This is a genomic window from Cellulomonas biazotea (genome assembly GCF_004306155.1).
Lineage (GTDB): Bacteria > Actinomycetota > Actinomycetes > Actinomycetales > Cellulomonadaceae > Cellulomonas > Cellulomonas biazotea.
Window position 1 is genome coordinate 1 of the sequence record NZ_BIMR01000027.1, and the last position, 4,896, is coordinate 4,896.

At 74.3% G+C, this 4,896-nt stretch carries 4 protein-coding genes; 3 read left to right on the forward strand and 1 reads right to left on the reverse strand.

Annotated features, from left to right (window positions below; genetic code table 11):
* Positions 1 to 66: 66 nt before the first annotated feature.
* Positions 67 to 2,367 carry a sodium-translocating pyrophosphatase gene (locus CBZ_RS02850; protein WP_130780096.1) on the reverse strand — a complete coding sequence of 767 codons (2,301 nt, stop codon included), beginning with the start codon at positions 2,365 to 2,367 and terminating at the stop codon, positions 67 to 69.
* 196 nt (positions 2,368 to 2,563) lie between these two features.
* Between CBZ_RS02850 and CBZ_RS02855 the strand changes: the two genes are divergently transcribed.
* The 3 genes from CBZ_RS02855 to CBZ_RS02865 form a co-directional block, all read left to right on the forward strand.
* Positions 2,564 to 3,097: an RNA polymerase sigma factor gene (locus CBZ_RS02855; RefSeq protein WP_130780097.1), complete on the forward strand. Its 534-nt coding sequence runs from the start codon at positions 2,564 to 2,566 to the stop codon at positions 3,095 to 3,097.
* Positions 3,094 to 4,494: a hypothetical protein gene (locus CBZ_RS02860; RefSeq protein ID WP_130780098.1), complete on the forward strand. Its 1,401-nt coding sequence runs from the start codon at positions 3,094 to 3,096 to the stop codon at positions 4,492 to 4,494. The genes CBZ_RS02855 and CBZ_RS02860 overlap by 4 nt, the downstream gene beginning before the upstream one ends.
* Before the next feature lie 98 nt (positions 4,495 to 4,592).
* On the forward strand, positions 4,593 to 4,896 hold a 304-nt coding region (locus CBZ_RS02865; protein ID WP_281274842.1), incomplete at its 3' end, for a sigma factor.

The window sequence follows — 4,896 nt, forward strand, 5'->3', positions numbered from 1 at the left end:
ACCACGGCCTGCGAACGACGACGCCGCCCGCCCGGCAGGACCGGGGCGGGCGGCGTCGTCGACCGGTCAGCTCGCGAGCGCCTTCTCGGCCTCGTACGCGACGGACCCCTCGCGGTCGACGCGCGCGGCGCGCAGGCGGGACATGATGACCGCCCCGAACGCGATGGCCGTCGCGACGATCGCGATGGACAGGCGCGCGACGTGGTTCGCGTCGTCGCCGACGGAGATGACGACGACGGCGGGCGCGATGAGCACCGAGACGAGGTTCATCACCTTGATGAGCGGGTTGATCGCGGGGCCGGCGGTGTCCTTGAACGGGTCGCCGACGGTGTCGCCGATGACGGCGGCGGCGTGCGCGTCGGACCCCTTGCCGCCGTAGTGCCCGTCCTCGACGATCTTCTTCGCGTTGTCCCACGTGCCGCCCGCGTTCGCGAGGAACACGGCCATGAGGACGCCCGACCCGATGGCACCGGCGAGGAACCCGGCGAGCGGACCGACACCGAGGCCGAAGCCGACGGCGATGGGCGCGAATGCCGCGAGCAGGCCGGGGGTGGCGAGCTCGCGCAGGGAGTCGCGGGTGCAGATGTCGACGACCTTGCCGTACTCGGGCCGCGTCTCGCCGGTCATGATGCCGGGGAAGTCGCGGAACTGGCGGCGGACCTCGAAGACGATCGCGCCGGCCGCGCGGGTCACGGCGTCGATCGCCAGGCCCGAGAAGAGGAACACGGTCGCGCCGCCGAGGATCACGCCGACGAGCGTGACCGGGCTGATGATGTCGTAGGTCATCATCGCGGCGACCAGGTCGTCGCCGATGGTCCCGCTGACGTCCGCGAGCGAGGTGCGCACCGCGTCGGCGTAGGACCCGAACAGCGCGGTCGCGGCCAGCACGGCCGTGGCGATCGCGATGCCCTTGGTGACGGCCTTCGTGGTGTTGCCGACCGCGTCGAGGTCCGTGAGGATCTGCGCGCCCTCGGGCGACACGTCGCCCGACATCTCGGCGATGCCCTGCGCGTTGTCGCTGACCGGACCGAACGTGTCCATCGCGACGATCACGCCGACCGTGGTGAGCAGGCCGCAGCCCGCGAGCGCGATGAGGAACAGCGCCAGGGCGACGTTGCCGCCGGCGATGAGGAACACCCCGCAGATCGCCGCGGCGATGATGCCCGCGGTGTAGACGGCCGACTCGAACCCGACGCCGATGCCGGACAGCACGACGGTCGCGGCACCCGTGAGGGTCGTCTTGGCGACGTGCAGCGTCGGCTTGCTGGTCGTCCCGGTGAAGTAGCCGGTGACCCACAGGATGATGCCCGCGAGGACGACGCCGATGGCGACGGCCAGCGACGCGACGACCCGCGGGTCGCCCACGTGGTCCTCCAGCCCGGCGGTGCCGCCCGTGAAGTCGGCGAACGACGACGGCAGGTACGCGAACGCGGCGACCGCGGCGAGCACGACGCCGACGAGCGCGGAGATGTAGAACCCGCGGTTGATGGCGGTCAGGCCGCTCTCGCTGCCGCGGACCTTGGTGATGGCGACGCCGAGGGCCGCGACGAGCGCGCCGACGGTCGTGACGATCAGCGGGAAGACGAGGCCCTCCTCGCCGAAGGCGGCCTTCCCGAGGATCAGCGCGGCGACGAGCATGACCGCGTACGACTCGAACAGGTCGGCGGCCATGCCCGCGCAGTCGCCGACGTTGTCGCCGACGTTGTCCGCGATGGTCGCGGCGTTGCGCGGGTCGTCCTCCGGGATGCCCTGCTCGACCTTGCCGACCAGGTCGGCGCCGACGTCGGCGGCCTTGGTGAAGATGCCGCCGCCGACGCGCATGAACATCGCGAGCAGCGCGGCCCCGAACCCGAAGCCCTCGAGCACGCCGGGCGCCTCCCCGCGGTACAGCAGCACGACCGCCGCGGCACCGAGCAGGCCGAGGCCCACGACGCTCATGCCGACGACGCCGCCGGTGCGGAACGCGATCCGCGCGCCCTCCGCGCGGCCTCCCGGAAGCGACGCGGCCGCCGCGACGCGCAGGTTCGCGCGCGTCGCCAGCCACATGCCCAGGAACCCGATCGACGCGGAGAACAGCGCGCCGACCAGGAAGAAGACGGACCGCCCCACCTTGATGCCGGCGTCGCCCGGCAGCAGGAACAGCAGGGCGCAGACGACGACCGCGAAGATGGCCAGGGTGCGGAACTGCCGGCTCAGGTACGCCGACGCCCCTTCCTGGACCGCGCGCGCGATCTCGCGCATGGATTCGGTTCCCTCACCGGCCGCGAGCACCTGACGGCGCAGCACCGCGGCGACGAGCAGGGAGGCGACGCCGACCGCCGCGATCACTGCGACGATCGTGAGGCTCGTGGATCCGAGCTCGACCATGCATCCTCCTCGGACGTGCGGCACGACCCCCCTGACCGTGCCTGTCCCGCGGCCCCGTTGCCGCCGGACCCGGTGAGTCTAGCCAGGCGATGTGACCTGGATCGCACACCGCGGTGAACGCCAGGATGACCCCCAACCGTTCCGGTCCCCCGCGCGTCGGGTCGGGTGTGAGCAGATCTGACGACGGAGGTGGACGGTGACCTGGGAGGACGACCTGGGACGCCTCGTCCAGGAACGGGGCGGCGCCCTCGTGGCGTACGCGCGACTCCTCACGGGTGACGTGCACGCGGCGCAGGACCTCGTCCAGGACGCCGTCGTCAACATGTACGCGCGGCGCCGCCGCCGGGACGTCGACGAGGTCGAGGCGTACGTGCGGCGCGCGATCCTCAACGCGTACCTCGACGGGTGGCGGCGGCGACGGCGGCTCGACCAGGTGGCGCACCTCGTCGCGACGGCACCCCAGGCGGCGGACGCGTTCGCCGAGGTCGGCGACCGGGCCGACGTGGCCGCCGCGCTGGACCACCTCTCGCCCCGCGAGCGCGCGTGCGTCGTCCTGCGGTTCTACGACGACCTGACGCTGCCGGAGATCGGTCAGCGGCTCGGGCTGTCCGAGGGTGCCGTCAAGCGGTACCTGTCGGACGCCCGGCGGCGGCTCGAACCGATCCTGGGGCCACGCCCGGAGCTCGACGCGCACGACCTCACGACCGTCCCGAAGGGAGCCCGCCGGTGAGCCCCGACCTGTCCCGTGACCTGCACGACCTCGCCGGGCGCACCGCCGCGGCGCTCCCCGGCGGTGGCCTCGACGCCGCCGCGCTCGCGCGTCGCGCCCGTGGTCGTCGGCGCGCGCGCACCGCGACGTTCACGGTCGTCTCGACCGCCGCCGTCGCCGTCCTCGCCGCCGGCGCCACGCTCGCGCTGCGGCAGGTGCCCGACCCGCAGCCCGCGCACACCCCGTCCCCGACCCCGACGACCTCCGCCGTCGGCCCCACGCCGACCCCGTCGGCGACCGTCCCGACCGTGGCGATGCCCGCCGGTGACGCGGCGCTCGCGTACGGGACGTGCGGGTCGCTCGCCACGGCCGTCCCGGAGCGTGGCTTCGCCGCGACGTGGCGCACGGCGGCCGAGCTCGACGCGACGCGCGTGCCCGCGGGAGACCCGCTCGTGCTGACGGCGCGGCTCGACGGCGCGGACGCCGCGTCGGACGTGGCGTTCCCCGCCGCAGGCCCGCGCCTGTCGGTGCTGCGCGACGGCGTCGTCGTCGCCGGCGGCACGGACGCGTACGGCGGTGCCAGGCCCGGCACCTGGTTCGACCTCGTCTACTCCGAGGGCGACGACGTCGTGACGTACGGCGCCGCGCTGCCGCTCACGGTGTGCGACCCGGGGGGTGGTGCGGCCGTCGACGTCGGCGCCCCGCTCCCCGCGGGCGAGTACACCCTGGTGGCGTGGACGCCCGTCGCCGGGCTGCCCGACGGCGCGGTCACCGGGCGGCCGGACGACACCCGCACGGCCGACCAGGTCGTCGCCGACGCGGGCGCGGTCTGGGTGGTCGCCTCCTCGGCTCCCGTCCCGTTCACGGTCGTCGGCCACGCGGAGGCGGCGCGGACCACGCCGGTCGTGGAGCCCGACCTCGACGCGCTGCCGACCACGCACGAGTACGTCACCTGCGGCGACCCGGCGCCGTCGGGGCCGTCGTCCGAGACCGGGCTCGCCCTGCGGACGGACCCGGTCGCGACGGAGGCCGCGGCCGGCTCGACCCTCGCGGTCTCCGGCGCGCTGGAGGCACGGACCGGCGAACGGTGGACGGTCTCGGTCCCGATGATCGACCTGGTGCTGAGCCAGGACGGCGTCGTGGTCGGGAGCACGCTCGTGCCGCAGGACGGCTGGTCGGTCGTGCTCGACGTCGGGCTCGGCGCCCCGGTCGACCTCTACCACGGGGGTGGCGGGGACCTCACCACGTGCTCCACGGACCCGAACGTCGCCGGCGACCCGCTGCCGCCCGGGACCTACACCGTCCATCCCGTCGTGCACGTGCTCAGCGCCGAGGTCTGGACCCGTGCGAGCGGCACGCGGAGCCACGACCAGTCGTTCGACGTCGTCGGCGCGCCGTTCGAGCTGACGATCACCTGAGCCCGGGGCGACCTCACCCGCGCCCACCCCCAACCCCACGGGCGCGCCGTTCGTCAGACGTGCATGGGCGGTGCACAGTGGACACGGAGGCGGTCGCCATGAGCTGGGAGGACGAGCTCGGTCGGCTCATGACGGAGCGCGGCCCGGCACTCGTCGGGTACGGGTACCTGCTGACCGGCGACGTGAGCGCCGCCGAGGACCTCGTGCAGGACGCGCTGGTCCGCGCGTTCACGCGCCGACGGCCGCACGACGTCGTGTCGGTCGAGGCGTGGGTGCGGCGGATCCTGCTCAACCTGTACCTCGACGCGTACCGACGACGGCGCCGCTACGACCAGGTGGTCCCGCTGCTCGTCCCCGAGGAGGGACGCGACGCGCAGGACGCCGCCGCCGACCGCGCGGACG

Bases quoted from the DNA above. Each gene is read 5' to 3' on its own strand.
- CBZ_RS02850 (WP_130780096.1), bottom strand. From the start codon at position 2,367: ATGGTCGAGCTCGGATCCACGAGCCTCACGATCGTCGCAGTGATCGCG.